A 25,542-nucleotide genomic window follows, 5' to 3' on the forward strand; every position below is an offset into this window, starting at 1 on the left:
CGGCCCCGCCGCTGTTACGATGGCAGCCAGATCCCGGCTGCCCCTTTTGAAAGGCCTCAATGACTGTTGTACCCCTGCCGCTCGAGCAGAACCACCCCGGCGATACCCTGGTCCATGGTTCCGACGGCGGCTCCGAAGTCCGGCGCTCGGTCCTGCCCGGGGGAGTGCGGGTACTCACCGAGGCGATGCCCGGGCAGCGGTCGGCCACCATTGGTTTCTGGGTGGGCGTCGGTTCACGGGATGAGGCTCCGGGACAGCACGGCTCCACCCACTTCCTGGAACACCTCCTGTTCAAGGGCACCAGGCGCCGTACCGCCCTGGAAATCGCTTCGGCCTTCGACGAGGTGGGCGGCGAGTCAAACGCCGCTACGGCCAAGGAAAGCACGTGCTACTTCGCGCGCGTCCTGGATTCTGACCTGCCCATGGCCATTGACGTCATCGCGGACATGATCACCGGAGCTGTCTTGGACCCCGCTGAGATGGAGCAGGAGCGCGACGTCATCCTGGAGGAAATCGCGATGGACAGCGATGACCCCACCGACGTCGCCCATGAGCACTTTGTGGCGGCCGTGCTCGGCAGCCACCCCCTGGGCCGCCCCATCGGCGGTACCCCCGACGCCATCAGGGCCGTGGCCCGCGACTCGGTGTGGGAACACTACCAGCGGTACTACCGGCCGGATGAGCTGGTCATTACCGCAGCCGGGGGACTGGACCACGACGTCGTCTGCAACCTTGTGGTGGATGCCCTCGAATCGGCCGGCTGGTCGCTGAAGTCCGACGCCGCACCGGTGGAACGCCGGTCCACCGACCGCGCCCTCATCACGGGGACGGCAGGCCTGCACGTGGTCAAGCGCGCCGTGGAGCAGGCCAACATCATCATGGGCTGCCCCACCATCGTGGCCACGGACGAGAGGCGCTACGTCATGAGCGTCCTGAATGCCGTGCTGGGCGGGGGCATGTCCTCACGCCTGTTCCAGGAGATCCGGGAGAAGCGCGGGCTCGTGTACTCCACGTACTCCTTCGCGTCCTCCTACGCGGATGCCGGCTATTTCGGCATGTACGCCGGGTGCACCCCGTCGAAGGTGCGCCAGGTCCTGGAGTTGCTGGCTGTTGAGCTGGACAAACTGGCTGAGCACGGGATCTCCGAGGACGAGCTCCGCAAGGCCGTGGGCCAGCTGGGTGGCGGAATCGTGCTGGCGCTGGAGGACACAGGTTCCCGGATGTCGCGGCTGGGCCGCGCCGAGCTCGTCTCCGGCGAATACCAGGACATTGACGAAACGCTGCGCCTGATCAAGGCTGTCACCGCCGACCAGGTCCAGGAACTTGCGGCCGAACTGGCTGCGGCACCCCGGACCGTGACCGTGGTGGGACCGTTCGAGGAGACTGAAACTTTCGGCTTCTGACTTCCGGGCCCCAGGCTTAGGATGAACCCGTGAGGGCAGGTCATTGCCCGGGTTAGGGGAGGACGAATCATGGACCGGCCCCGTACCGATCATGGACACCAGGCCCTGGCGAACCTGCTGGGCCGGTGGCAGGGGACCACACGGCTCGAGTCCGGCCCCTGGGGAGCGGAACGGACCGTGGAGGCCGAAATGACGTTCACCCTGGTTGCCGGAGGCTCGGCCGTGGTGCAGAGCTACCGTCACACAGAAACGGATGGAAGCCACTTCGAGGGCCACGGCATCTTCACGGTCGATCCCGTCCGTCGGGATGTCCTCTGGTACTACGTCGACAGCGTGAGCCCCGCCCCGGATGCCCCTGCGCGCTGCACCTGGCATGACGGGGACCTCCAGGTGGAGCGCCACGCCGGAGCGGGTTCCATCCGCCATACCCTGCGCATCACAGACGGAGTCCTCTTTGACATCGCCGAAATCCGCCGGGATGGTTCTGCTGGCGCGGATCTCCGCTACCGAAGCGCAGCTGACGGAGCAACGGCCCCATACAAACCTTTCATGACCTCCCGGTACAGGCGTGATCCGGGCGCACCGGCTGCGTGACTCCCCGCGTCCTGAACTGCAATGCCGGACACGCCCCGGCCCCTACGTTGGGGCAGCTGTCACCACATGTCCGGTTAGCGCCAGCCTCAGGTAGAACTCCCCGAACACGTCCTGCGGCAGGTCGCACTCCGCTACTCCCGTGTCTTCCGGAATCTCGAATTCCGGCAGGTCAACGAGGGGCGGATCGTCATCATCAGGCATCCCTGAACCCGCGGCATGGCCTGCTGAACCGCTGCCAGGCTCGTGGATGTCAGTCACACATGAAGAAGCCAGCCAGCCTGGCCAGTGGGGTGGTTCCCAGTCCTGGTGTTCGCTTTTGTAGTGGCGCCCGGTGGGTGAGGTCCAGCCGGGTGGTTGGTTTTTGGTGGCTGGTGTTGGTTTCCAGCCGGTGGTGTGCCGGAGTTTGTGGTGTTTTGGGCAGGGTTGTCCGAGGTTGCTGATTCCGGTGGTTCCGCCGTGGTGCCAGGCGAGGAGGTGGTCTGCCTCGTTATCCAGGGAGTTGTTGCTGCAGCCGGGGAAGGGGCATGTGCCGTCCCGCATCCGCAGCCAGTTCCGCATGGCTTTGGTGACGCGGTAGCTGGTCCGTCCGATCTCCAGCGGTGCCCCGTCCCGCGGGTCGACAAGGACGCGGTGGAACGAATCAGCACCGTTCGCGACGAGGTCCCTCGCCATGGACGGCGGGATGGGCCCGTACCCGTCCAGCATGGCGGGCTCGTCGGTCAGGCCCATCAGCGCGACCACCGGCACGGTAACGAGCACCTGCGCCCGGCTCGTCGACGACAGGGCGGCATTGGATCCGTTAGTGAGGATGGCTTCGGCGAAGTTGTCGGCCCGGATCTGGGTGAGGGTGCGGGACTCGTCGGGTCCTTGTGCGGCCCGGGCGAGGGCGTTGAGCCGGTTCCAGCCCGCCATTGCCTGATGAGCGGGGAGGCAGGCCGACAGCCAGGCCATGCCGTCCTGGTCCGGCCGGTATTCCACCCGGCGGTCTGTCACGGCCTTGGTGTGGCGTTTCTCGATGGAGTCGGTGTGGTGGCGTTCGCGCCAGGTGCGTGCTTTGTGCCGGAGGCGGTGCGCGGGGATGTCCCCGGCCGGGGCGGCGGTGGAGGGCCTGGGTGTGTCGGGGTCCAGGAAATGGCCCTCAAGGGCGGCGGCGCCGGTGGGGTCGAGGGTGGCGGCCTCGTCCGCGAGGGCCAGGGCGTGCTGCCAGGAGATGGTTCCGGATTGCAGGGCCGAGAGGGTCAGGGGCAAGGTTGTGTCCAGGGCGTGGGACGTGGCCAGGAACGTGCTTGCGGCCCGTGGCCCGATGGCCAGCACGGCCCCGATTTCCGCGGCGATGGCCATCTCCTGCGCGCGGGCCGGCATCTCCGGTGCCAGGGCGTGGGCGGTGTTGGCGTATTTCATGGCCGCGCGGGCCTTCAGGCCTGCGAGCCCGGCTTCTGCTTCCTTGGCGCCGGCGAGGATGTCCAGGTTTCCATCGGCCAGCCCGGCCAGCGGATCAGCAGCCGAGAACGGCTCCGCACCACGCCCGTCCACCTCAGCGTTGAGCACAGCAAGGGCGGCGCGGATGTCCGCAAACGCCTTCGCCACCGATTCCCTGCCCATGTACCAATCATCGGGGAAGGGTCTGACAATCAGGGCTGGGCAAATGGACCGGCCGGAAAAAGCGCTCCCTACCCCCCGGCGAAAGGAGGCAAAATATCCACCACGTCGTCCGCTTTTAGCACAACTGAGTGGTCACGCACCGCCACTTCATTAAGGAGGAAGCTGCTCCGGGAGAGAATGCGGGGCAGCGGCGGCGTGCCGGAGGGAGGTCCAGGGCGCTGCACGGCCAGGACAGCCTCCAAAAGGTCCGCAACGGTGGCGCCCTCCGCCAGGTGGAAGCTCTCTTCCTCCAGGCCGGCAGCAGCGCGTGCGGCAGCGAAGTAACGTACGTTCAAGAGATTCAGCCCCCGATGGCGCTCATGCTGCGGTCCGGCTGGACGAAGTCCGGAGCATCAAGTCCCACGTGGTCCATTCCGTGAGCCTTCGGCTTGAGCCACATTGCGTCCTGCCACCGCTGGGCGAGGGCTTCATCGCTTGCCCCGCTGCGCAGGAGGCCCAGCAGATCGAACTCCTCGCGGGAAAACAGGCAGCTCATGATTTTGCCCTCTGCGGTGATCCGGGTGCGGCGGCAGTCGGAACAGAAAGGTTCCGTCACGGAGGCGATGATTCCAACGGTTCCCAGCACCGGACCGGACCCGTGATCGGACCCTGGCGTCCGGCGTCGTACTTCAAAACGTTCTGCAGGCGCACCGTCACGGGCGCGGGAGTCGGGGCTGAGGATAAAGTCAGCGGAGAGCAGTTGGCGGATTTCGGCAGCCGTAATCATGTTCCGCCGTGTCCAGCCGTGGTCGGCATCCAGTGGCATCTGCTCGATGAAGCGAAGCTCATAGCCGCGGCCGAGCGCCCAGTCGAGCAACGATGGCGCCTCGGCGTCGTTGATTCCTCGCATCAGCACCGCGTTGAGCTTGACCGGCCCAAGGCCCGCTGCCCACGCGGCGTCCACTCCCGCCAGCACCTGGTCCAGGAACGGCCTGCGCGTCAGCTGGGTGAAGGTTTCCTCGTGCAGCGAGTCAAGGGACACATTGATCCGGGTCAGTCCGGCGCCCTTCAGGGCAGCCGCCTTCTTCGCCAGGCCAACGCCGTTGGTGGTCATGGAGATCGGCAGGTCCGGGTGGTTGCTGCGCAGGGCGGCAATGATGTCCACGAGGTCGTGCCGCACCAGCGGTTCGCCGCCGGTCAGCCGCAGCTCGCGGACTCCCAGCTGCCCAACCCCAATGCCGACGATGCGGACGATCTCCCCGGCGGTCATCACGGCCTGCTTCGAAAGCCACTCCAGGCCCTCCGCCGGCATGCAGTAGGTGCAGCGCAGGTTGCATTTGTCCGTCAGGGACAGCCTCATGTCCGTCGCCAGCCGGCCGTAACGGTCCGCGAGCCCGGCCGGCGCATCCCCGGGGCGGGCGGCTGGGACTGAGGGCAGGGGTGCGTCTGCTTCCTCCCGTGGCTGCGGCATGCCTAGCTGGACACTCATGAATTCAGGCTACGCCACCTTGGGGCGCGCATCACACCCGGGGTGGCGAACGCCGGAAACAGAAAGCCCGGGAACGGCGCCATGCGCAGTCCGCGAATCTAAGCTGGAGGTGTGAGCAGCTCCGAGCCAGGGCAGGCAAGGCACGACGGCGGGCCGCGGCAGGCTGCGCGGGCGGCAGCAGCCGCCGGCATCGTCGCAGTGGGGAGCGCCGCCGTACTGGGGGAACTGCTGGCCGGATTCTTCAGTCCATCGCTGTCACCCATGACCGCTGTCGGCGGAGCGGTTATCGACGCCGTTCCCCCGGGCGTCAAGGACTGGGCGGTAGCCGTGTTCGGCACCGCGGACAAGGCGGCCCTCCTCGTGGGCATGGGCCTGGTGATGGCTGCATTGGCCGCCCTGGCAGGAATCCTGGAATACCGGAAGCGCTTTGCCGGCGCTGCGCTGATCGGCGTCTTCGGCATGGTGGGCCTGGCCGCCGTCCTGACCCGGGCCCAGGCCAGCGCCAACGCGGCAGTGCTGGCGGTGCTCACCGCCGTCGTCGCCGTACTTCTGCTCAGGTTCCTCATTCGCACTCTCCGGGAATGGGAGACCCAAGCGCTGGAGCCTGCCCCCGGTGCCCCGCCGGCACGCCGCCGTTTCCTTCAGGCTCTGGCCGGGGGAGCGGTGTTTACGGCGGCAGGAGGCCTGCTGGCGGGACTCTGGCGTGGTGCTGCTGCCGTCGCCAGCGAGGCCCGGAGCCGCGTGACCTTGCCTGTTCCCGCATCACCTGCACCGGCCATTCCCGGGGACGCCGAGGCCGGAGTGGACGGCATGCAGCCGCTTGTCACCCCCAACAAGGACTTCTACCGCATCGACACCGCCCTGACGGTCCCCGCCGTGGACCCCGCGACCTGGGTCCTCAAAGTCACAGGACTGGTGGACCGGGAGGTGGAACTGACCTTCGCCGACCTCCTGGCCAAACCCCTGACCGAGCGCCACATCACCATCGCCTGCGTGTCCAACACCGTGGGCGGAGACCTCATCGGCAACGCCCGCTGGCTCGGCTGGCCCGTCCGCGAACTGCTGGCACTGGCCGGGCCCCAGGCCGGCGCGGACATGGTGCTGTCAAAAAGTGCCGACGGCTGGACTGCCGGCACGCCGCTTGACGTGCTCAGCGACGGCAGGGACGCACTGCTCGCCGTCGCCATGAACGGCGAGCCGCTGCCCCTCGAGCACGGCTTCCCTGTGAGGCTGGTGGTGCCCGGGCTGTACGGGTACGTCTCGGCCACCAAGTGGGTCACGGAGCTGAAAGTCACCCGGTTCGCGGACGACGTTGCCTACTGGACGCCGCGGGGCTGGTCCGAGCGTGGGCCCATCAAGACCTCTTCGAGGATCGACGTGCCCCGCCCCGGACGGCAGGTGAAGGCCGGAACCATAATGTTCGGCGGTGTCGCCTGGGCGCAGCACACAGGCATCGGCAGGGTGGAACTGCGACTGAACCGCGGACCCTGGCGCCAGGCAGACCTTGCCCAAGGTATCTCGGTGGACACCTGGTACCAATGGAAACTGGGAGTGGAGCTGACGGAGGGCCAGTATGAAGTCCAGGTCCGTGCCACGGACCTCGCGGGACGCATCCAGGACGAGCGGAGCCGGCCGGTTGTCCCGGACGGAGCCACCGGGCTCCACACGATTAGAGTGGACGTGACACCCTGAACGCTCGACCTGAAGGCGGAACCATGGCCAGCCCGCAACCGCATGGAACGCCTGCAGAGGCGGAGCACCGGACGGAGCACCAGCGGCATCACGCGAAGCACCAGGCGAGGTCCGTGGCAGACCATGCAGCAGCCGTCACTGCGTTGCTGGAGCCATTGCACTCGGTGCACAGGACGGAAACGCTGCCCCTGGCGGATGCCCTGGGCCGCGGCCTGGTAGCGGACGTGCGTGCCCCCATCAGCCTGCCGCCCTTCGCCAACTCCCAAATGGACGGGTATGCCATCCGTTCCGTGGACGTGCCCGACGGCGGTGCAGAGCTGGGCATCATGCCTCCCGTCCCAGCGGGCGCACGTCCTGCACCACTCCAACCCGGCATGGCTGCCCCCATCATGACCGGAGCGATGCTCCCCGCGGGGGCGGACGCCGTCGTCCCTATCGAGCGTGCCGTTCCGGACCGCTTCCTGCCAGCCGGCGCCCAGGCAAAGGAACACGCCACCGTATGGCTGCCGCCGGCAGCCCCGGGCACGTTCATCCGTGCCGCAGGCAGCGATGTGCAGGCCGGCGGGGCGGCCCTGGCGGCGGGCACCTTCCTTGGCCCGGCCCAGCTGGGACTCCTGGCCGCGCTGGGCATCCCGGATGTGACCGTGTGCCAGGCCGTGACGGTCCTGCTGGTCACCACCGGCGACGAAGTGGTGGAGCCGGGCCGTGAGCTCCAGCCCGGAAAGATCTTCGACTCCAACGGGACACTCCTGGAAGCCGCCATGAAACAGGCAGGACTGCACGTCCGCCGTGCAGGTATCGCCACGGACAACCCGGACGGGCTCAGGACGCTGCTGCGGGAAGAGGGCGCAGGAGTGGACCTGATCGTGACCACCGGCGGGGTCAGCCAGGGCGCGTACGAAGTGGTCCGGCAGGCCATGGCGGACCAGCCGGTCGAGTTCCTGCATGTAGCCATGCAGCCGGGCGGGCCGCAGGGGATCGGCACCTTTGAAGGCCGGCCCTTCCTCGGGTTCCCCGGCAACCCGGTCAGCTGCCTCGTCTCATTTGAAATGTTCCTCCGCCCCGTCCTCGCCCGCCTGCTGGGTGCCCCGGCGCCCCGCCTGCCGGTCCGCGCCAGGCTCAGCCAGCCGCTCACCTCGCCCGGGCACAAGCACCAGGTCCGCCGCGGAACCCTCAAAGCGGACGGAACCGTGGAACTTCAGGGCGGCGAAAGCTCACACCTGATGCACGCGCTTGCCGGCTCCAACGTGCTGGTCCATGTTCCGGAAGGAGTGGCCGCGCTCGCGGCAGGGGCGGAGGTGGAAGTATGGATGCTGTGAATGCAGAACAAACCCCGGCCGCGCTGACGCACCTGCGCCAGGACGGCAGCGCCCAGATGGTGGACGTCTCCGCCAAAGCCGAAACCACCCGTGAGGCCACCGCCACCGCTACAGTCCGCACCACAGCAGAGGTGATGGGCCTGCTCGGCTCGGGCGGCCTGCCCAAAGGTGACGCCCTGGCCGTGGCACGCGTGGCCGGGATCATGGCCGCCAAAAAGACCCCCGAACTGATTCCGCTGTGCCATCCGCTTCCCCTGTCGAAGGTCACCGTGGACTTCGAGCTGGCACCGGACTCCGTCTCCATCCTTGCCACCGTGAAGACTCGCGGCGTTACCGGCGTGGAGATGGAAGCACTTACGGCTGCCTCCGTGGCGGCGCTCAGCGTTTATGACATGGTCAAGGCGGTGGACAAGCACGCCGTCCTCACCGACATCAAGGTGCTGGCCAAAAGCGGTGGCAAGAGCGGGGACTGGACACTGTGAGCAGCCCCGGCACCCTGAACGCCCCCGAACCCCACCGCCACGGCGACGTGCAGGGCAGGAAGGCAGGCGTCGTCATTGCCTCCACCCGTGCCGCGGCCGGGATCTACGACGACGAAACCGGTCCCGTCATCACCGACTGGCTCACCGAACACGGCTTTGACGTGTTTCCCGTTATGGTCGTTCCTGACGGCGAGCCGGTAGGCGCAGCCATCCGTGCCCTCCTGACCCAGCGCACCGCCGTCGTCATCACCAGCGGCGGCACGGGCCTCAGCCCGGACGACCGGACTCCCGACGTCACCCTCCCGCTGCTGGACCGCGAAATTCCCGGCATCATGGAAGCGGTCCGCCGTGCCGGAGCCACGAAAACCCCGCTTGCGGCGCTCAGCCGCGGTTATGCCGGTGCGGCCGGCACCACGTTCATCATCAACCTGCCCGGATCACCGAAGGGAGTCATGGACGGACTGACCGTCCTTGACCCGGTCATCGGGCACCTTTGCGACCAGCTGGAAGGCGGACATGGGCACTGAGGCAGCATTCGAGGTAGTCAACGCCGTGCTGAGCGCGGAACCCATCTCCGTTGACCAGGCCATCGCCGCGGTGGAAAGTGACACCGCCGGTGCGGTGGTCAGCTTCAGCGGCGTGGTGCGCAATCACGACGGCGGCAAGGCAGTTGAGCGGCTCAGCTACAGTGCGCATCCTACCGCCCACCAGGTGATGGCCGACGTCGTGGCCCGCCTGGCGTCCGAACAGCAGGCAGCCCGCGGCAGCGGCGATGGCGACGGCGCCGCCTCTGGCCCGTCCCCGCAGCCCGTGCGGATCTGGGCAGCGCACCGGATCGGCATGCTGGACATCGGTGATCCCGCGCTGGTGTGCGCCGTGTCCGCGGCCCACCGCGGGCAGGCCTTTGCCGTGTGTTCGGAGCTGGTGGACAGGATCAAGAAGCAGGTGCCCATCTGGAAGGAACAGTTCTTCGCTGACGGCACCGTGGAATGGGTGGGTGCGGGCAGCTGACGCTGCTGTTCCGGTTCCACTGCCAGCCATAGCCAGGCCTGTTCCTGCGAGGTAACGCACAGTCCACGGTTCCCCTGCCTCCCGGCCCCGCCGGTAGGGTTAATGGCATGACCCAACAACTTTCCGATCCCAAGCTGGTGGCCGTCCTTGGCGCCAATGGCCGCATGGGCGCCGAAGCCGTAAAAGCCGTTGAAGCCGCGCCCGACATGAAACTTGTTGCGGCCCTGGGTCGGGGTGATTCGCTGGACCAGATCACCGCTGCCGGCGCCCAGTACGTCGTGGACCTGACAGTTCCCGAAAGCACCGAAGCGAACGTCCGCTTCGCCGTCGAGCATGGCATCCACGCCGTTGTGGGCACTACCGGCTGGAATGCCGACCGCCTGGCCGGGCTGGAAAGCCTGCTGGCCGGCCACCCGGAGACGGGCGTCCTGATCGCCCCGAACTTTGCGCTTGGTTCGGTGCTCGCCTCGGCCTTTGCCGCCAAGGCATCCAAGTATTTTGAATCCGTGGAGATCATCGAGCTCCACCACCCGGACAAGGTGGATGCCCCCTCCGGCACGGCAGTCCGCACCGCGCAGCTGATCGCGGCCGAACGCAAGGCCGCAGAGGTGCCGCCGAGCCCGGACGCCACCACCAGTGAGCTGGCAGGAGCGCGTGGCTGCGAGATTGACGGCATCCGGGTCCACAGCGTCCGCCTCCGCGGACTGGTGGCGCACCAGGAAGTCCTGCTGGGCGGTTCCGGCGAGCAGCTGACCCTGCGCCACGACTCCTTTGACCGCGCATCCTTCATGCCGGGCGTGCTTCTTGGCGTGCGCAACGTGGCTGCCCACCCCGGGCTGACGGTGGGCCTGGACGGCTACCTGGACCTGGGATTCTAGGCCATGGGCGGACTGCTGGCAGGGTTCCGGAAGAACCGCACCAAGATCTGGGTGGGAGCGGTAACGCTGCTGCTGGTCTTCTACCTGGTGGTGTCCTTCCAGCGTTCCATCCTGCTCCTGACGGACAGCAACCTGGCGGCCCAGGCAATCGGGGCTGCGTACCTGGTCCTGCCCGTCATTGGTGCATGGGCCCTGATCCGGGAACTGATGTTCGGGGCCCGGACCGAGCAGATGGCGAAGGTCCTGGAGGCCGAGGGCGGTCTTCCGGTCGACGAGCTGCCCCGCACTCCCGCGGGCCGGATCGTCCGCTCGGCAGCGGATGCGGAATTCGAGAAGTACAAGGCCGAGGCCGAGGCCGCTCCGGACGACTGGCGTTCCTGGTTCCGGCTGAGCTGTGCCTATGACGCCGCGGGGGACCGCAAGCGTGCCCGGGCCTCCATGCGCGACGCCGTCAGGCTTTTCCAGGGCAACGCCCCCGCCTAGGGTTCAGGAACGTCAGGCCCTTACCGGACAGCCCTGACCTGGCCCCGGCCCACCTGGTTTGCCGCGTGCCCCAGCCATTCGAGAGGGCCGCGCCACTTGAGCAGCACGAACACCATGCCCACGATCACGGCCGTGGCGGCCTGGGCAAAGTACATCCCGTCCTCGGTCCAGCCGGCGGGCAGGGGCTTGAGGTAGAACCCGGATACCACCCAGACGTGGACGGTGTAAAGGCTCAGGGTCATCGCGCCCGCGCCGCGCAGCGGCAGCAGCAGGTCCAGGTCCACCCATTCGGCCAGCCGGCCCAGCAGGAGGCAGGCCCCGATCACGGCCACGGCCACGGCCGATGTGTGCAGCAGGTCCAGGGTGGTTGCCGAGTGCGGCGCGGCAGACGCCAGCCACCACCAGGAACCCTCCTGTGGAATACCCGTCAGGTTCACCTGCAGCACGCTGTCCAGCGGATACCCGGGGGAATTCAGCACATCCTCCAGGGCAGCGCGGCCGCCCCAGCTTTCCATGGCGGTGACCCCCACGGTCTTGGCCAGGACGGCAACCAACGAACCGGCCACCAGCAGGACTACCGGGACCATCGCTCTGCCCAGCACCAGCCGGCCCACGATGAGCCCCACCAGCAGGTACGAGAGCCACTGGAACACGGGGTAATAGCCGGTGAAGAACAGGTCAGCCAGCAGCCGTGACGGGGTGGCGAGGTCCTCCCAGGACGGGTTGTGACCCAGTTTGAGTGGAGGCTCGGCCGCCAGGAGCCACGGGCGCAGGAGATACGCCATGACGGGGGAGCCCAGGATCCAGCCGCCGGCCCAGGCGCAGAGCCGCTTCAGGCCCATCCCGAGGAAGGGCAGGACGCACAGGAACAGCACCGCGTAATGGACCAGGATGATGGCAAGGTTGACTTCCAGCCCGCCCAGGGTAAGTCCGACGGCGGCAATCATCAGGGCGCGGAGCGCGATGCCGCGGCGGGCGGCGGAGAGCTCCGGGCCCTGCACCGGCTTGTGCTTTCCCGTGGACAAGGCCAGGCCCACCCCGGCCAGGACGGCGAACAGCGCCGCCGCCCTGCCCGAAAACGTGAGACCGATCCACGTGGGGGTGAGGTCGGCGGTGGATTCGAAGGTGGGAAGCAGATGGGTGGCCATCATCCCCAGCAGCGCGAGGCCACGGGCCGCGTCGATGCCGTGGAGGCGCCCCGTGGCGGGCTGCCCGCCGGATTTCCGGGACGTTCTGGCCGCATTACGGGACGTCATGACCAGATCGTCTCACACCTGCCTGTGCCGGAGTGGCTGGCCAGACCTCCTTGTATTCGAATATATGTTCGAATAAGATTGCCGCCATGTACACTCCATCATCCGGAAGCCCGGCCGACCAGTCCGGCGGTGACGGGCTCGCCAAGGCCATGAGCCCGGGGGTTGTTGACTACCTGTTCCGCCAGCTGGTGGCCGGCCGGCCGGCCGAGGATGTCCAGTGGGAGCAGGAGGGCATCAGCCTCGCCGCCCAGCCCGAGGGGGCAGAACTGGCCCGGCGCCTCGCCGAGACGGACATCGATGCCCTGACCCCTGTTGAGCTCTTCCACTACGTCAGGGCCGCCCAGCGGCTGTCGTCCTGGGCCGAGGACCTCCGCCAGGCCGCCGTCGGGCGGTATTGCCACCCGCCGGCTTACCACCCGCCGGCGGAGCCATCCCGCCCCCGGTATCCCGCCTCCTGACCGGCAGTGCACCGCACCTCCTGACCAGCCCGGCACCCCGCCTCATGACCGGCCGCAGCTCCGGCTGCTGGTTAGGTGCCGGGCCGGTGCCCGGAAGATGGTGGCGGAAGGGGGGCGCGGCGCATGTGACGGTGGTTCGGCCGGTCCGTTATTTGACGTGCATCACGCCCCTGGCATTGTCCTAACCAGCCGCGGACAGGGTAACGTTTTTTCCATGGCTGACACATCCGCGCATCTCCCTGCCCTTGGTACTCTCCTGACCGCCATGGTCACGCCGTTCACCAAGGACGGCGCAGTGGATTATGAGCAGGCTGCAGCACTGGCCAGCAAGCTGGTGGACGATGGCTGCGACGGGCTGGTAGTTACTGGAACCACAGGAGAAACCTCCACCCTCACCGACGAGGAAAACCTCGGCATGTTCCGCGCCGTTAAGGACGCGGTGGGCGGCCGGGCCGCCATCATCGCCGGCACAGGCACCAACGACACCGCCCACTCAGTCCACCTGTCCCGGCAGGCAGCAGCCCTCGGCGTCGACGGCCTCCTCCTGGTGACGCCGTACTACAACAAGCCCAGCCAGGCCGGTGTCCGCGCGCACTTCGAGACCGTTGCCAACGCCGTGGATGTTCCCGTCATGCTGTACGACATTCCTGGACGCTCTTCCATCCCCATCGAGCCCGACACCATGATCCGGCTGGCACAGCACCCGAACATCGTGGCGGTGAAGGATGCCAAGGCCGACTTCGTCGCTGCCACCCGCGTCATGGCCGAGACGGATCTCCTCTTCTATTCAGGTGACGACGGCCTGACCCTTCCGTGGATGGCCCTGGGCGCCGTCGGCCTTGTGGGCGTTACGACACACGTGGCCACGCGCCGCTTCCGCGAGCTCATCGACGCCGTCAACGCGAACGACCTCAGCACCGCCCGGAAGATTAACTTTGAACTCCTGCCCGTGGTGCGTGCCACCATGACGCGGGTCCAGGGGGCCGTTGCGGCCAAGCAGATTCTTAAATGGCAGGGAGTCCTGCCCAACTCGATTGTCCGTTTGCCCCTCGTGGAGCCGGACGAAGCCGAGATCGAAACCATCCGCGGGGATTTGGCGGAAGCGGGGCTGGTCTTTTCCTGAGGAGTAAGACCAGCACCCTTTTCCGCCTGGAAAGTAGTGCAATATGACCCAAACTGCCCTTACCGGCCTTGTCACCCCTCCCCGCCTGCCGCAGGGAACGCTCCGGATTGTTCCGCTGGGCGGACTGGGGGAGATCGGCCGGAACATGGCCGTGTTCGAGATCGACGGCAAGCTGCTGATCGTGGACTGCGGCGTCCTCTTCCCCGAGGAAACCCAGCCGGGCGTTGACCTGATCCTGCCCGATTTCTCGTACATCGAGAATCGCATGGATGACATCGTGGCCGTGGTCCTGACCCACGGGCACGAGGACCACATCGGTGCTGTTCCGTACCTGCTGCGGCTCCGAAACGACATCCCGCTGGTGGGTTCGCAGCTCACCCTCGCCCTGATTGAGGCGAAACTGCAGGAGCACCGCATCCGGCCTTACACGCTCACTGTTGAGGAAGGGCAGGTGGAGAAGTTCGGCCCCTTCGAATGTGAGTTCGTGGCCGTCAACCACTCCATCCCTGACGCCCTCGCCGTGTTCATCCGGACAGCCGGCGGCACTGTGCTGCATACCGGCGACTTCAAGATGGACCAGCTGCCGCTGGACGGGCGCATCACGGACCTCCGGCACTTCGCCAAGCTCGGCGAAGAGGGCGTGGACCTCTTTATGTCGGACTCCACCAACGCTGACGTCCCCGGCTTCACCACCGCGGAAAAGGAAATCGGCCCCACGCTGGAGCGCCTCTTCGGCCAAGCCACCAAGCGCATCATTGTCGCTTCCTTCTCGTCCCACGTCCACCGGGTCCAGCAGGTCCTGGACGCCGCCGCCAAGCACAACCGCAAAGTGGCTTTCGTTGGCCGCTCCATGGTCCGCAACATGGCGATTGCCGAAAAACTCGGCTACCTGGACGTCCCGCCGGGCCTCATCGTCGACATCAAGAACATCGACAACCTGCCGGACAACCGCGTGGTGCTGATGTCCACCGGGTCCCAGGGCGAGCCCATGGCAGCCCTGTCCCGCATGGCCAACGGAGACCACCGCGTGGTGGTGGGCGACGGCGACACCGTCATCCTGGCCTCCAGCCTTATCCCCGGCAACGAGAACGCTGTCTTCCGGATCATCAACGGATTGCTCAAGCTGGGTGCCGACGTGATCCATAAGGGCAACGCCAAGGTGCACGTCTCGGGCCACGCCGCGGCCGGCGAGCTCCTGTACTGCTACAACATCCTTGAGCCGCTGAACGCCATGCCGGTGCACGGTGAAACCCGCCACCTGATCGCCAACGGCAAGATCGCCATCGAATCCGGCGTCCCGGAAGCGAGCGTCATCCTCGCCGACAACGGCACCGTGATCGACCTTAAGGACCATCGGGCAGACGTGGTGGGCCAGGTTGAAGTCGGCTTTGTCTACGTGGATGGATCCAGCGTTGGCGAGGTCACCGAGGCCGACCTTAAGGACCGCCAGACCCTGGGCGATGAAGGCTTCATCTCCATCATCACGGTCATCCACCGCGCTACCGGCAAGGTTGTGTCCGGCCCGGAGATCCACGCCCGCGGCGTGGCAGAGGATGACTCCGTATTCGACGAGATCATCCCCAAGATCAACGCTGCGCTGGAGGAAGCTGTCCTCAACCACGCGGACCACACCAGCCACCAGCTCCAGCAGGTAGTTCGCCGGGTGGTGGGCACGTGGGTCAACCGCAAGCTGCGCCGCAAGCCCATGATCATTCCGGTGGTGCTCGAGGCCTAACACCGGCCGCCGTTACCGGCCCGCGTTCCCGTGTCCAGCGGGACCGCGGGCCGGAGGCCTTTAAGGGCCGCGAACCGGGGACCGGCGGCACCCAAATCCCCGGAAATCCGGCCCAACTCGGGTACCGTGGCTAGTATGGCCACTCGTACTACTTCCGCGCCCAATGGATCCAGCAGGGGCCGCGCCGGCAGCAAAACCGGCAGCTCCTCCGGCCGCGGCGCTGGCTCCACGGCCGCCAGAACCGGACGTGCCGGTGGCTCCACGAGCACCGCACGCACCCGCCAGCTTCCCGCCGTCGAGCACCACCAGCCGTGGCTGCTGCGCGTGGTGGGCGGGGCCTGGCTGGGCCTTGGCCACCTTGTGGGCGGAGGGGTGCGGCGCATCGGCCATGACGTCAGCGACCTGCCGGCAGAGGACCGCCGGGACGGCGCGGCCCTATTCAACCTGGCCCTCGGGATCTTCATCGCCACCTTCGCCTGGTGGGGCCTCACCGGCTGGTTCCCGGACGCCGTGTATGCCGTGGTCAACGGGACCTTCGGCTGGATATCACTCCTGCTTCCGCTCATGCTGTTTGTCTGCGCGTTCCGGCTCTTCCGCCAGCCGTCCGACGGCCGGGGCAATAACAGGGTGGGCATCGGCTTCCTGATCATGACCTTTGCCGGCTGCGGGCTTGCACACATCCTCGGCGGGCAGCCCACCGTTGCCCAGGGCTTTGACGGACTCCGCAAGGCCGGCGGCATGCTCGGATTCCTTGCAGCATCGCCCCTGGCCGCCATCCATTCCGCTGTTCCGTTGGTGCTCTACTCCCTGCTGGCGTTCGTCTCACTGCTGATCATCACCGCCACCCCGTTCACTGCAATCCCGCGCAGGCTGCACGCCGCCTACGAACACCTCATGGGCATCGACCTGCTGGATGAACAGGACCGGGACAAGCACGACCGCAGCTACCTGGAGCGCACCCCCGCCGCCGCACCATCCAGGAATGCCAGGAAGAAGAAGCGCCGCTTCTTCGGCAAGGATGAGGAGGACGGCGACGCCGGCCTGGAAGGCTACGTTGGCGACGAAGCGTTCGAGCACGCCGTGATCGACGACGACGACGCAAAGGGAGGAGCGGAGGTGCGGCCGGCCCCCGGTGTCCGCCGCCCCACCCAGGCGGAGATCGCCGTCGAAAAGATCAAGGCAGCCCAGGGACTCGGGGCAGGCGCCCCGTCTTCCCCGGGGGAGAACGCCACCGAAGCCATTCCGATGATCACCCCCGGCATGGCCCCGCCCGCCGCAAAGCCGGCAGCCGCGCCCACCGTGCCCTCCAACCCGGTGGCACCCGCGCCGCCGCCGGTTCCCATCCCGCAGCGCACCGAGCAGCTGTCCCTCGCCGGCGACGTCACCTACACGCTCCCGGCCTCGGACTACCTGACCCCCGGTTCCATCCCGAAGGAGCGCACGGAAGCGAACGACGCCGTCGTCGCTGCCCTGACCGACACCCTTCAGCAGTTCAACGTCGATGCCACGGTCACCGGCTTCAGCCGCGGCCCCACCGTGACCCGGTACGAGATCGAGCTTGCCCCGGGCACCAAGGTGGAACGCGTCACCGCACTGTCCAAGAACATCTCCTACGCTGTGGCGTCCAGCGACGTGCGCATCCTCAGCCCCATCCCGGGCAAGTCCGCCATCGGCATCGAGATCCCCAACACCGACCGCGAAACCGTCTCCCTGGGCGACGTCCTCCGCAGCCAGAACGCCCGCCGCACGGACCACCCGATGGTGATGGGCGTTGGCAAGGACGTGGAGGGCGGCTACGTGGTGGCCAACCTCGCCAAGATGCCCCACCTGCTGGTGGCTGGGGCCACCGGTGCCGGTAAATCATCCTTCGTGAACTCGATGATCACCTCCATCCTGATGCGTGCCACCCCCGACGAGGTGCGCATGGTCATGGTGGACCCCAAGCGCGTGGAGCTCACCGCCTACGAGGGCGTCCCGCACCTCATTACGCCCATCATCACCAACCCGAAGAAGGCAGCCGAGGCGCTCCAGTGGGTTGTCCGCGAGATGGACGCCCGGTACGACGACCTCGCCAACTACGGCTTCAAGCACATCGACGACTTCAACAAGGCTGTCCGCGCCGGCAAGGTGCAGCCGCCGGTGGACTCCAAGCGCGTCATCCGGCCCTACCCGTACCTGCTGGTGATCGTGGACGAGCTCGCCGACCTGATGATGGTGGCTCCCCGGGATGTTGAAGACTCGATTGTCCGCATCACCCAGCTCGCCCGTGCCGCCGGCATCCACCTGGTCCTGGCCACCCAGCGGCCGTCCGTGGACGTGGTGACCGGCCTCATCAAGGCCAACGTGCCCTCACGCATGGCGTTCGCGACCTCCTCGGTGACCGACTCGCGCGTGGTCCTGGACCAGCCGGGGGCCGAAAAGCTCATCGGCCAGGGTGACGCCCTGTTCCTGCCCATGGGTGCCTCCAAGGCCATGCGCGTCCAGGGCGCATGGGTCACCGAATCGGAAATCCACAAGGTGGTTGAGCACGTCAAGGGACAGCTCCAGGCCACCTACCGCGACGACGTTGCCGCCGAAGCGCCCAAGAAGCAGATTGACGACGACATCGGGGACGACCTCGAAGTCCTGCTGCAGGCCACCGAGCTTGTGGTCACCACGCAGTTCGGCTCCACGTCGATGCTGCAGCGCAAGCTGCGTGTCGGCTTTGCCAAGGCCGGGCGGCTGATGGACCTGCTCGAATCACGCGGAGTCGTGGGACCCTCCGAAGGCTCCAAGGCCAGGGACGTCCTGGTGAAACCGGACGATCTCGCGCCCGTCCTTGCCGCCATGAAGGGCCAGGAAGCCCCGGCAGCACCCGATTCGCAGACCGCAGCGCTGAGCGACAACGCCAACGCCAACATCGCCCAGGGCGGCTACGCCGAAGACCTGGTGGCGGCAGACCTGGACCAGCGGAAGCAGAACGTCGAATATTACGACGGCTCGGATTCCCCGCCCGGCGGCTATGACGACGAGGACGGCTCCGAAGACGCCTGGTCCCTGACCGGGCGTTAGCCCGGGGACTGTAGCCTAGAAACGTGACTAGCACCGATGCAACCGCCGCCGGCCCAGGCCGTGCCGGGGTCTGGAACCTTCCCAACATCCTGACCATGATCCGCATCGCACTGGTGCCCTTCTTTGTCTGGTTTCTCATCGCGGACGCCCCCGGGCTTCGCAGTGAGGCAGGCGTGTGGCGCTGGGCGGCGGTCCTTGCGTTCGCCGTCGCCATCTACACGGACAAGCTCGACGGCGATATCGCCAGGAGCCGGAACCTCGTAACTGACTTCGGCAAGATCGCCGATCCCATTGCGGACAAGCTCCTCATCGGTTCGGCGCTGGTTATGCTCTCGGTGCTCAGCGAACTGCCATGGTGGGTTACCGTGCTGATCCTGGTCCGTGAATGGGGCGTCACGGCCCTGCGTTTCTTCGTGATCCGCTACGGCGTTATCCCGGCCTCCCGCGGCGGCAAGCTCAAGACCGTTGTCCAGACCGCGGCCATCTTCCTTTACCTCCTGCCGCTGGGCTCTTTTGCCCCGTGGCTCGTGTGGGTGGCGTTCGCGGTGATGATGGCCGCTGTGGTGATCACGGTGTGGACCGGCGTGGAGTACGTGGTGGAAGCACTGCGAATCCGGGCCAAGGGAAAGCTGCAGGCACGCAACGATAAAGGCCAGGAGCCCGCATGACCAATCTCCACCATTTGTCCGCTGAAGCGGTCCGCAAAGCCCTCGACGCAGGGCGGACGGTGGCCACCGCCGAATCGCTGACCGCCGGCATGGTGTCCGCAGTCCTCGCGGACACCCCCGGCGCCTCCGGCATCCTGCAGGGCGGGGTGGTTGCGTACCAGAATGCTGTCAAGGAAAAGGTCCTGGATGTCTCGTCCGTGCTCCTGGCGCGCGTGGGATCCGTGGACCCGGACGTTGCCGCGGCCATGGCGGCAGGAGCCCGGACAGTCCTCAGCGCTGACATCGGCGTCTCCACAACAGGCGTTGCCGGTCCGGAGGCGCACGACGGAAAGCCCGTGGGCACCGTTTACGTCGGCATAGCCACCGCAGCCGGAACGGCGGCCTTCGAATACGCCTTCTCGGGAAGCCGTGCAGAGATCCGCGGACAGGCGTGCGGGGCGGCCCTCGAAAGGCTCCTCGAGGCCCTGTCCAGGTAGGGTCCGCACCCGGAAGTTACTGGGCGTAAAGTTGCCGGGAACAAAAGCCGGTACCGATTAGTTATTACATTGTGTCGCTTCCGGAGAGCGGAGGCGCCTAGGATGAAATGACCACGACGGTTCGCCTTAGGGCGGACCTGACCAATGAGGGAGCAAGGCGATACAGATGGTAAAGCAGCCCGTATCCGTAAACGGCGTTGTCCGCTGGAAGGATGTGGGCCTCGCCGATCAGGGCAAGAGCGAACAGAAGGAGCGCAAGATGGTTGTACTTCGTCACGAAATTGGTGATGTCCTGCGCGATGTCCGCCAGCGTCAGGGGCGTACGCTCCGTGAAGTTTCGCACAGCGCCCGTGTCTCCCTGGGTTACCTCAGTGAAGTGGAGCGCGGCCAGAAGGAAGCATCATCCGAGCTTCTGTCCTCGATCTGCTCGGCCCTGGACGTTCCTTTGTCCAGCATGCTTCGCGAGGTGAGCGACAGGGTGGCGGTTGCAGAAGGCGTTGCCGTTCCGGACACCGTTCCCCAGGAATTCTCCCAGCGTTATGGCCGCGACCTTGAGCGCGACCTCAACACTGAACTTAACGACGAACTTTCCACGGGCCTTCTTTCCGGCGCCCGGTAGGATCCCGCCGCAAGGCGGCTCCCGGAATGTAAAAAGCACAGAAGCCCCCGGCCGCGGCCGGGGGCTTCTGTGCTTTTCGGCTACTGATTTTCCACGGTGGGCGCCGGGCCATCCTTCGGGAAGCCGTCACGTTCGTAGGTGGAGTTCAGCTTGGCCATGCAGCGGGCCAGTTCCTCCAGTTCCTCAACCGGCCATTCGCCGAGCCGTTCCCGGAACACCTGCCGCCGGGCGTCCTGGACCTGGTGCATCTTTTCCTCGCCCTTGGGTGTCAGCCGGATCGCCTGCGCCCGTCCGTCCAGGGGATCAGCCTCCTTGGACACAAGCCCCAGGCTCTCCAGGAAAGCGATTTGCCGGCTGACGGACGGCTTGCCGACGCCGATGTTCATCGCCAGGTCGGTAAGGCGGATCGGCCCTTCCCTGCGGATCACCGTCAGGAGGCCGTACGCCGCCGGCTCCATGTCCGGATGGACCTCGCGGGAAAGCTGGTTGGAGATCGACCGTGCGCGCCGCCAGAAGAGACTGATCTGGTGCTCCACGTTCTGCACCGCGGCGTCCACGGTCGCCTCGTCGTGGCGGCCCTGCGGGGAGGGGACGTCAGGGGAGTTGCTCATGGCAACAATTCTAGTGCGCGGGATCGTGAGAGACTTTTCTGGTGCGAATCAGCGACTATTGGCGACTCATGGACGACGAATTCGGCGCCGGGTACTCGCGTGTCCTCAGCAGCAGCCTTGTCCTGGCAGGGGTGGGCGGGCGCACCGCGGACCAGGCGCTTGCCGCCGGCATAGAGCCCCGCAGGGTATGGCTGGCCGTCTGCGACGTGCAGGATGTTCCCGCCGAGCGGCGTCTGGGCCGGGACATCAAGCCCCGCACGGACTAGGCGGTTTCTCCTGACACGCCGCACGATTGTTCGAATACCTGTTCGGGTAAAGCTATGCTTTTCATAGCAGGTTATCCACATAGCCGCCCTCACCCGGCCGGAATGTCAGTGGGTCCCAGTAGCGTCAGAGATGACCAATAAACGGCCGCTGAGGCCACTCCAAAGCGAGAAAGCATTAGAGGTGTGAACCATGGCGGCAGCCCCGGATCGTGCAAAAGCGCTCGAAGCAGCGCTGGCCCAGATCGACAAGCAGTTCGGTAAAGGCTCGGTCATGCGGCTCGGCGATGAAGTCCGGGCCCCGATCGAGGTCATCCCCACCGGATCCATTGCCCTGGATGTTGCTTTGGGAATTGGCGGCCTTCCCCGTGGCCGCGTTGTTGAAATCTACGGGCCGGAATCGTCCGGTAAGACCACCGTGGCGCTCCACGCCGTGGCCAACGCCCAGCGCCTCGGCGGCATCGCCGCGTTCATCGACGCCGAGCACGCCCTTGACCCCGAATATGCCGCGAAGCTCGGTGTGGACACCGACGCCCTCCTCGTATGGACATGCTGGTGGGCTCCGGCTCCCTGGACGTCATCGTGATCGACTCCGTCGCAGCGCTGGTGCCGCGCGCCGAAATCGAGGGCGACATGGGTGACAGCCACGTTGGCCTCCAGGCCCGCCTTATGAGCCAGGCCCTGCGTAAGATCACCGGCCGGCTGAGCCAGACCAAGACCACGGCCATCTTCATCAACCAGCTGCGCGAGAAGATCGGCGTCTTCTTCGGCTCCCCGGAAACCACCACCGGCGGTAAGGCCCTGAAGTTCTACGCCTCCATCCGCATCGACGTCCGGCGCATCCAGACCCTGAAGGAAGGTGCCGATTCCGTTGGCAACCGGACCAAGGCGAAGATCGTCAAGAACAAGATGGCTCCGCCCTTCAAGGTGGCCGAATTCGACATCATCTACGGACAGGGCATTTCCCGTGAGGGCGGCATCATCGACATGGGTGTCGAGCACGGCATTATCAAGAAGTCCGGCTCCTGGTTCACCTACGACGGCGACCAGCTTGGTCAGGGCATGGAGAACTCCCGCAGGTTCCTCCGTGACAACCCTGAGCTTGCTGCCGAACTCGAGCGCCTGATCAAGGAAAAGCTCGGCGTGGGTGTCAAGCCTGCGGAGCCGGAGTCCAAAGACTCCCCGAAGCTGAAGGCCGTTGACGGGTTCTAGCCGTTGACCGGTTTTGACAATCCGCGTCCCCGCCGGGCGAAGACCGGCGGGCGGCGCGGAGCTTCACATGACGGCGCATTCCAGGACGGCCCGGATCCCGGCTCTTCCGTTGCCGAGGACGCAGAGCCGGATCCGGTGTCCGTTGCGCAGAACATTGTGTACCGGCAACTGACCGCGTCGGCCAAAAGCAGGCTGCAGCTCGCCCGGAAACTCGCCGAACGGAACATCCCGGAGGACGTCGCCGAGGCAGTCCTGGACCGGTTCCAGGAAGCACGCCTGATCAACGACGCCGATTTCGCGGACATGTGGGTGAGGAGCCGCTCCCAGTCGCGCAAACTGGCAAAAGGCGCGCTCCGCCGCGAACTCGCGGAGAAGGGCATCGACCAGGAAACCGCCGCCGCGGCTTTGGACCAGCTGACAGACGCGGATGAGGAAGCCGCTGCCCGGCAGCTCGTGGAGCGGAAGCTCCGGCCGGGAACGGATCTGCAGGACCGGGCCGCAAGGGACAAGGCAACCCGGCGGCTGGCCTCCATGCTGGCACGTAAGGGCTATCAGCCCTCGCAGGCGTTCCGGATTGTCAACGAGGTCCTGGACTCCTGCGCTGGAGCCGACGGTGCCAATCCGTAAAACCGGTACCCTTAACAGGTGAGTTTGACCATCCCTTCCCCCTTTTCCGGTACCGCCCCCTCTGCAGAAGCTGGAGGTGCTCCGCAATCCGGTGCCCCCAAGCCCCGCACCTACCAGGTGCGGACGTTTGGGTGCCAGATGAACGTCCACGACTCGGAGCGGATGGCCGGGATGCTGGAGGACGCCGGGTACGTACCGGCAGACGGTGAGCAGGCCGACGTCGTGGTGTTCAACACGTGCGCGGTGCGGGAAAACGCTGACAACAAGCTCTACGGCAACCTTGGCATCCTGGCTCCGGTGAAGGCAGCAAACCCCGGCATGCAGATTGCTGTGGGCGGCTGCCTTGCTCAGAAGGACAGGGAAACAATCCTCAAGAAGGCACCGTGGGTGGATGCCGTTTTCGGCACCCATAACGTTGGCGCCCTGCCTGCCCTGCTGGACCGCGCCCGGCACAACAACGAGGCACAGCTGGAAATCCTCGAGTCGCTGGATGTGTTCCCGTCCACGCTTCCCACCAAGAGGGACTCCGTCTACTCAGGCTGGGTATCCATCTCCGTTGGCTGCAACAACACCTGCACCTTCTGCATCGTGCCCGCTCTCCGCGGAAAAGAGAAAGACCGCCGGCCGGGGGACATCCTGGCGGAGATCCAGGCCCTGGTGGACGACGGCGCCATCGAAGTCACGCTCCTGGGCCAGAACGTCAACTCGTACGGTGTGGAGTTCGGCGACCGGCAGGCATTCTCCAAGCTCCTCCGGGCCTGCGGCGACATCGAAGGCCTGGAGCGTGTCCGCTTCACGAGCCCGCACCCAGCCGCCTTCACCGACGACGTCATTGACGCCATGGCCGAGACCCCCAACGTGATGCCGCAGCTGCACATGCCGCTGCAATCGGGGTCGGACAAGGTGCTTCGGGACATGCGGCGTTCCTACCGCTCCAGCAAGTTCCTGGGCATTCTGGACAAAGTCCGCGAAAAAATCCCGCAGGCAGCAATCTCCACCGACATCATTGTGGGGTTCCCCGGCGAAACCGAGGAGGACTTCCAGGCAACACTGGATGTCGTGGAGAAGTCACGCTTCGCCACCGCGTTCACGTTCCAGTACTCCAAGCGCCCCGGAACCCCTGCCGCTGACCTGCCGGACCAACTGCCCAAGGCAGTGGTCCAGGAACGGTTCGAACGCCTGACTGCCCTCCAGGACCGGATTGCGGCAGAGGAGAACGGGCGCCAGCTCGGCCGCCGCGTTGAGGTCATGGTCACGGCGCAGTCCGGACGGAAGGCAGGGGAGACGCACAGGCTGTCCGGCCGTTCGCAGGACCAACGGCTCGTACACTTCTCGGTCCCTGAGGGTGCGCCCGCTCCGCGGCCGGGAGACCTGGTCACGGTGACCATCACCGAGGCCGCCGCTTTCCACCTCGTCGCCGATCCCGCCCTGGAGGATTACAGCCTCAGGCGTTCCCGGGCCGGCGACGCCTGGGACAGGGCGCAGGCAGATTCCTGCGGAGCACCCACACCCGGGTCCGGGGCTGGCGGCAAGGGCGTTTCGCTGGGTATGCCCTCGTTGCCCGTCCGCACCCGCTGACCGGTGGGCTCACCGCCTGTTATCGCCGTCGTTGGCCCCACAGGGTCGGGCAAGTCAGACCTCGCCGTCAGCCTTGCCCTTGAACTCGGCGGCGAAGTCATCAATGCCGACGCCATGCAGTTCTACCGCGGCATGGACATCGGCACCGCAAAAATCACCGACGCTGAACGCAGGGGAGTTCCCCACCACCTGCTGGACATCCTGGAGGTAACCCAGGAAGCCAGCGTGTCGCAGTTCCAGCAGCAGGCCCGGGAGCTCATCTCGGACATCCACGCCCGCGGCAAGCGCGCCATCCTGGCCGGCGGGTCCGGCCTTTACGTGCGGGCCGCGCTGGACGTCCTTGAGTTCCCGGGGACTGATCCGCTGGTGCGGGAACGGCTGGAAGCCGAACTCGCTGCGCAGGGGACCGCGGTGCTGCTCGAACGGCTGCGTGGGGTGGACCCTGTGTCAGCCGGCAGGCTCTCAGATGACCGGCGCATCATCCGGGCCCTGGAGGTCCACCAGCTCACCGGACGGCCGTTCAGCTCCTTCATGCCGCAGCGCGAGTACTTCCAGCCTGCCGTCCAGGTAGGCCTGGCAGTGGACCGCGAGGCGCTTCGGGACCGGCTCGCCCAACGCGTCCACCGCATGGTGGACGCCGGCCTGCCCGCCGAGGTTCGACGGCTGGACGCCCGCGGGCTGAGGCAGGGAAAGACCGCCCCCCGCGCCCTGGGATACTCGCAGTTCCTGCGGGTTATCGACGGCGAATGGACCGTTCCCGAGGCCGCGGAGGACACCATCGTGGCCACCCGGCAGTTCGCCCGGCGACAGCTCACCTGGTTCCGCGCCGATCCGCGCATCCACTGGCTGGACTGGCAGGATCCGGCCCTGGTGGCCAAAGCGGCAGGGCTCTCCCGTTTTTAGGGCTGTACCGCCCGGCCGGTACCCTTGGAA

Annotated in this window: 25 protein-coding genes and 1 pseudogene; 21 read left to right on the plus strand and 5 right to left on the minus strand. The window is 66.6% G+C overall.

Annotated features, from left to right (window positions below; all coding sequences use genetic code 11):
* Nucleotides 1-59 precede the first annotated feature (59 nt).
* Nucleotides 60-1,403 (plus strand): M16 family metallopeptidase, encoded by a 1,344-nt coding sequence (locus tag IEX43_RS05170; RefSeq protein ID WP_188809365.1) that lies wholly within the window; start codon nucleotides 60-62, stop codon nucleotides 1,401-1,403.
* Between the two features lie 69 nt (nucleotides 1,404-1,472).
* On the plus strand, nucleotides 1,473-1,997 hold the full coding sequence (locus IEX43_RS05175) for a DUF1579 family protein (protein ID WP_188809366.1): 525 nt from the start codon (nucleotides 1,473-1,475) through the stop codon (nucleotides 1,995-1,997).
* Between the two features lie 42 nt (nucleotides 1,998-2,039).
* Here IEX43_RS05175 and IEX43_RS05180 read toward each other — a convergent pair whose 3' ends face one another.
* The 3 genes from IEX43_RS05180 to moaA form a co-directional block, all read right to left on the minus strand.
* Nucleotides 2,040-3,599, minus strand: a complete 1,560-nt coding sequence (locus IEX43_RS05180) for an HNH endonuclease signature motif containing protein (protein ID WP_188809367.1) — start codon at nucleotides 3,597-3,599, stop codon at nucleotides 2,040-2,042.
* A gap of 68 nt (nucleotides 3,600-3,667) precedes the next feature.
* Nucleotides 3,668-3,934, minus strand: a complete 267-nt coding sequence (locus IEX43_RS05185; protein ID WP_188809368.1) for a MoaD/ThiS family protein — start codon at nucleotides 3,932-3,934, stop codon at nucleotides 3,668-3,670.
* A gap of 5 nt (nucleotides 3,935-3,939) precedes the next feature.
* A complete protein-coding gene (moaA, locus tag IEX43_RS05190; protein WP_188809369.1) occupies nucleotides 3,940-5,067 on the minus strand; it encodes a GTP 3',8-cyclase MoaA in 1,128 nt (375 codons plus the stop codon).
* Between the two features lie 111 nt (nucleotides 5,068-5,178).
* On the opposite strand from moaA, the gene IEX43_RS05195 reads away from it, so the two are divergent.
* The 7 genes from IEX43_RS05195 (at nucleotide 5,179) to IEX43_RS05225 (ending at nucleotide 10,932) form a co-directional block, all read left to right on the plus strand.
* Nucleotides 5,179-6,759, plus strand: coding sequence for a molybdopterin-dependent oxidoreductase (locus tag IEX43_RS05195; RefSeq protein ID WP_377102461.1), 1,581 nt, complete (start codon nucleotides 5,179-5,181; stop codon nucleotides 6,757-6,759).
* Nucleotides 6,760-6,782: 23 nt separating this feature from the next.
* A complete protein-coding gene (locus IEX43_RS05200; protein WP_188809370.1) occupies nucleotides 6,783-8,078 on the plus strand; it encodes a molybdopterin molybdotransferase MoeA in 1,296 nt (431 codons plus the stop codon).
* Nucleotides 8,066-8,560, plus strand: coding sequence for a cyclic pyranopterin monophosphate synthase MoaC (moaC, locus tag IEX43_RS05205; RefSeq protein WP_104185186.1), 495 nt, complete (start codon nucleotides 8,066-8,068; stop codon nucleotides 8,558-8,560). The genes IEX43_RS05200 and moaC overlap by 13 nt, the downstream gene beginning before the upstream one ends.
* The gene (locus IEX43_RS05210; protein ID WP_188809371.1) at nucleotides 8,557-9,087 is read left to right on the plus strand and encodes a MogA/MoaB family molybdenum cofactor biosynthesis protein; all 531 of its coding nucleotides are present in this window, start codon (nucleotides 8,557-8,559) and stop codon (nucleotides 9,085-9,087) included. Before moaC ends, IEX43_RS05210 begins: the two co-directional genes overlap by 4 nt.
* Entirely contained in the window at nucleotides 9,077-9,571 is a 495-nt protein-coding gene (locus IEX43_RS05215; RefSeq protein WP_188809372.1) for a molybdenum cofactor biosynthesis protein MoaE, read from the plus strand. The genes IEX43_RS05210 and IEX43_RS05215 overlap by 11 nt, the downstream gene beginning before the upstream one ends.
* A 107-nt stretch (nucleotides 9,572-9,678) precedes the next feature.
* Nucleotides 9,679-10,449 (plus strand): 4-hydroxy-tetrahydrodipicolinate reductase, encoded by a 771-nt coding sequence (dapB, locus tag IEX43_RS05220; RefSeq protein ID WP_188809373.1) that lies wholly within the window; start codon nucleotides 9,679-9,681, stop codon nucleotides 10,447-10,449.
* 3 nt (nucleotides 10,450-10,452) lie between these two features.
* Entirely contained in the window at nucleotides 10,453-10,932 is a 480-nt protein-coding gene (locus IEX43_RS05225) for a hypothetical protein (RefSeq protein ID WP_066274857.1), read from the plus strand.
* A 20-nt stretch (nucleotides 10,933-10,952) separates the two neighbouring features.
* Here the strand turns inward: IEX43_RS05225 and IEX43_RS05230 are convergent, their stop codons facing one another.
* Complete coding sequence (locus tag IEX43_RS05230) at nucleotides 10,953-12,188, minus strand: heparan-alpha-glucosaminide N-acetyltransferase domain-containing protein (protein ID WP_188809374.1); 1,236 nt, start codon at nucleotides 12,186-12,188, stop codon at nucleotides 10,953-10,955.
* Between the two features lie 149 nt (nucleotides 12,189-12,337).
* Between IEX43_RS05230 and IEX43_RS05235 the strand changes: the two genes are divergently transcribed.
* From IEX43_RS05235 to IEX43_RS05265, 7 genes are all read left to right on the plus strand, one after another.
* Complete coding sequence (locus tag IEX43_RS05235) at nucleotides 12,338-12,646, plus strand: hypothetical protein (protein WP_104189924.1); 309 nt, start codon at nucleotides 12,338-12,340, stop codon at nucleotides 12,644-12,646.
* A gap of 214 nt (nucleotides 12,647-12,860) precedes the next feature.
* On the plus strand, nucleotides 12,861-13,769 hold the full coding sequence (gene dapA / locus IEX43_RS05240) for a 4-hydroxy-tetrahydrodipicolinate synthase (protein ID WP_188809375.1): 909 nt from the start codon (nucleotides 12,861-12,863) through the stop codon (nucleotides 13,767-13,769).
* A 43-nt stretch (nucleotides 13,770-13,812) separates the two neighbouring features.
* Nucleotides 13,813-15,504 (plus strand): ribonuclease J, encoded by a 1,692-nt coding sequence (locus IEX43_RS05245; protein WP_188732088.1) that lies wholly within the window; start codon nucleotides 13,813-13,815, stop codon nucleotides 15,502-15,504.
* A gap of 135 nt (nucleotides 15,505-15,639) precedes the next feature.
* Entirely contained in the window at nucleotides 15,640-18,555 is a 2,916-nt protein-coding gene (locus tag IEX43_RS05250) for an FtsK/SpoIIIE family DNA translocase (RefSeq protein ID WP_188809376.1), read from the plus strand.
* A 23-nt stretch (nucleotides 18,556-18,578) separates the two neighbouring features.
* Nucleotides 18,579-19,223 carry a CDP-diacylglycerol--glycerol-3-phosphate 3-phosphatidyltransferase gene (gene pgsA / locus IEX43_RS05255; protein WP_188809377.1) on the plus strand — a complete coding sequence of 215 codons (645 nt, stop codon included), beginning with the start codon at nucleotides 18,579-18,581 and terminating at the stop codon, nucleotides 19,221-19,223.
* Entirely contained in the window at nucleotides 19,220-19,699 is a 480-nt protein-coding gene (locus IEX43_RS05260; RefSeq protein WP_188809378.1) for a CinA family protein, read from the plus strand. Before pgsA ends, IEX43_RS05260 begins: the two co-directional genes overlap by 4 nt.
* 166 nt (nucleotides 19,700-19,865) lie before the next feature.
* The gene (locus IEX43_RS05265) at nucleotides 19,866-20,318 is read left to right on the plus strand and encodes a helix-turn-helix domain-containing protein (protein WP_041652016.1); all 453 of its coding nucleotides are present in this window, start codon (nucleotides 19,866-19,868) and stop codon (nucleotides 20,316-20,318) included.
* An 80-nt stretch (nucleotides 20,319-20,398) separates the two neighbouring features.
* On the opposite strand, the gene IEX43_RS05270 is transcribed toward IEX43_RS05265, so the two are convergent.
* Nucleotides 20,399-20,929, minus strand: a complete 531-nt coding sequence (locus IEX43_RS05270; RefSeq protein ID WP_188809379.1) for a MarR family winged helix-turn-helix transcriptional regulator — start codon at nucleotides 20,927-20,929, stop codon at nucleotides 20,399-20,401.
* A 41-nt stretch (nucleotides 20,930-20,970) separates the two neighbouring features.
* On the opposite strand from IEX43_RS05270, the gene IEX43_RS05275 reads away from it, so the two are divergent.
* The 5 genes and pseudogenes from IEX43_RS05275 (at nucleotide 20,971) to miaA (ending at nucleotide 25,512) form a co-directional block, all read left to right on the plus strand.
* On the plus strand, nucleotides 20,971-21,195 hold the full coding sequence (locus IEX43_RS05275) for a DUF3046 domain-containing protein (protein ID WP_066274882.1): 225 nt from the start codon (nucleotides 20,971-20,973) through the stop codon (nucleotides 21,193-21,195).
* A 190-nt stretch (nucleotides 21,196-21,385) separates the two neighbouring features.
* Nucleotides 21,386-22,404: pseudogene (recA, locus tag IEX43_RS05280) on the plus strand (recombinase RecA).
* 3 nt (nucleotides 22,405-22,407) lie between these two features.
* Nucleotides 22,408-23,031 (plus strand): regulatory protein RecX, encoded by a 624-nt coding sequence (locus IEX43_RS05285; RefSeq protein WP_192044259.1) that lies wholly within the window; start codon nucleotides 22,408-22,410, stop codon nucleotides 23,029-23,031.
* 18 nt (nucleotides 23,032-23,049) lie between these two features.
* Nucleotides 23,050-24,609, plus strand: a complete 1,560-nt coding sequence (gene miaB / locus IEX43_RS05290) for a tRNA (N6-isopentenyl adenosine(37)-C2)-methylthiotransferase MiaB (RefSeq protein ID WP_188809380.1) — start codon at nucleotides 23,050-23,052, stop codon at nucleotides 24,607-24,609.
* A 3-nt stretch (nucleotides 24,610-24,612) separates the two neighbouring features.
* The gene (miaA, locus tag IEX43_RS05295) at nucleotides 24,613-25,512 is read left to right on the plus strand and encodes a tRNA (adenosine(37)-N6)-dimethylallyltransferase MiaA (RefSeq protein ID WP_188809381.1); all 900 of its coding nucleotides are present in this window, start codon (nucleotides 24,613-24,615) and stop codon (nucleotides 25,510-25,512) included.
* Nucleotides 25,513-25,542: the final 30 nt, after the last annotated feature.

Origin of the sequence: Pseudarthrobacter polychromogenes (assembly GCF_014644495.1) — a bacterium.
Lineage (GTDB): Bacteria > Actinomycetota > Actinomycetes > Actinomycetales > Micrococcaceae > Arthrobacter > Arthrobacter polychromogenes.